The organism is Erythrobacter sp., assembly GCF_038133525.1.
In the GTDB taxonomy this organism is placed as follows: Bacteria; Pseudomonadota; Alphaproteobacteria; order Sphingomonadales; family Sphingomonadaceae; genus Qipengyuania.
The window spans coordinates 1-1681 of record NZ_JAYPTL010000172.1; the positions used below are offsets into that span (position 1 = coordinate 1).

Annotated in this window: 4 protein-coding genes; 2 read left to right on the forward strand and 2 right to left on the reverse strand. The window is 62.6% G+C overall.

The genetic code is table 11. From position 1 onward, the window contains the following. Positions 1-216 (reverse strand): hypothetical protein (locus tag AAFM29_RS17655; protein WP_341714021.1); only part of this gene is annotated, 216 nt, incomplete at its 3' end. A 112-nt stretch (positions 217-328) separates the two neighbouring features. On the opposite strand from AAFM29_RS17655, the gene AAFM29_RS17660 reads away from it, so the two are divergent. Further along, the gene (locus tag AAFM29_RS17660; RefSeq protein ID WP_341714022.1) at positions 329-862 is read left to right on the forward strand and encodes a VOC family protein; all 534 of its coding nucleotides are present in this window, start codon (positions 329-331) and stop codon (positions 860-862) included. A 14-nt stretch (positions 863-876) separates the two neighbouring features. Here AAFM29_RS17660 and AAFM29_RS17665 read toward each other — a convergent pair whose 3' ends face one another. Beyond that, on the reverse strand, positions 877-1359 hold the full coding sequence (locus tag AAFM29_RS17665; protein WP_066770706.1) for a MarR family winged helix-turn-helix transcriptional regulator: 483 nt from the start codon (positions 1357-1359) through the stop codon (positions 877-879). A gap of 165 nt (positions 1360-1524) precedes the next feature. Here AAFM29_RS17665 and AAFM29_RS17670 point away from each other — a divergent pair. Further along, positions 1525-1681 (forward strand): SDR family NAD(P)-dependent oxidoreductase (locus AAFM29_RS17670; protein ID WP_341714023.1); only part of this gene is annotated, 157 nt, incomplete at its 3' end.

Genomic DNA, 1681 nt, shown 5'->3' on the forward strand with positions numbered 1-1681 from the left:
CATCAGCCCCATGCTCAGCGTGAGCATCGACACCCCGCCCGATGCCAGCGCCCGGCTGGTGCCGAACCCGGTTTCGATCGCGCCGACGAGCGCGCCATAGGCGGAGAAATTCACCCCCAGCGCGACATTGATGAGGATGAAGCAGATGCCGACCATCCGCCACCCGTGAAAGGGCGCGACACTGCCGCCCGCGATGGCGCTTTCCTGCATCGACATGCTCTCCTGTCCGCTTGGCCGTCGCTGCCGACCCAATTAGTTTGCTATATTACTATATCGCGGTTATGAGCATGGCAACGGCCAAGTAAGCCGAAGCGAGAGGACGAAAAGCATGGCCATTCCGATCGGGGGACCCGCCCGGCAAATCGCCTATTTCGTGCCCGACGTGGTCGAGGCGGCGAAGCGGCATAGCGCAATCTACGGCTCTGGCCCGTATTACGTGGTCCGCGAAATCCCGCTGACGACCTGCCTGTATTACGCAGAGCCCGCGCATTTCGTGCACACCTCGGCCTATGGCCAGTGGGGCGAGGTCATGATCGAATTCGTGCAGCAGGATAGTGCCGAGCGGTCATGCTTTACCGATCTCTACCCCGATGGCGCGCAGGGCATGCACCATGTCGCGCTGATCGTCGACGATCTGAAATCGGCCATGCACGGGTTCGAGGACGCCGGACACCCGGCCGCGCTTTATGCCGAGGTCGCCCCGGGACAGGGTTTCGCCATGATGGACTGCGTGGCCGAGCTTGGCCATTTCATCGAATTATACGAGCCGAGCGAGGCACTGCTCGGCGTTTATGAGCTTGTCCGGGCAAGCGCGCAGGGATGGGACGGCAGCGATCCGATCCGGGATTTGAGTTTTTCGTGATGCGCAAGCGCGCTTCAATCCGCTTTCTGGCGGAAGCCGTCGATCATGACGTCAAGCAAGGCGATCGTCTGCTCCAGCCGATCCTCGCCCATCAGTTCGTGAATGCGCTGGTCCTGCATGGCGCCTGCCTGTTGCAGCGTATCGCGCACCTCGCGGCCCTTGTCGGTCAGGTGGACGGTGATCACGCGGCGGTCGCCTTCATGCCGCCGCCGCTCGATCAGGCCCGCCGCCTCCAGCCGCCCGAGCGTCTTGCCGGTCGAGGCCTTGCCAATTTCCAGCCTGCGCGCCAGCTCCACCTGCGAGAGCGGCTCCTCGATCCACAATTCGCCCAGCACATAGGCCTGCGCGGGGGCGACACCCGTATCCGCGATGCGCGACATATATTCGGACTGAAGCAGGCGCGAGAGAAGCTGCGTCTTATAGGCAAGCGTATCCTTGAAGCAGTGATCGACCGCCTGCGCATCCGCCCCGGATCCGATCCCGCTCGCAATATTCATCGTGAAAAGTCCCTCGTCATTCCGTCTGTTCGGTTCACCCCCGGCATTCGCGGACCATGGTGCATTGCCAGAGCATAACAGACCGCGGTTGCCGCGCAATTGGCGCAAGGGCGCATTCCACCGCGATCAACCCCACCGTCATGAACACATAATCGGGAGAATGAAATGCCAGCAAGATTGGAAGGTCGCATCGCCGTCATCACCGGTGCATCGCGCGGGCAGGGAGAGGCCACGGCACGCCTTTTCGCCGAGGAAGGCGCGAAAGTCGTCGTCGCCGACATCTCCGAACCCGAAGGCGAAGCGGTCGCCGCCAGCATCGGTG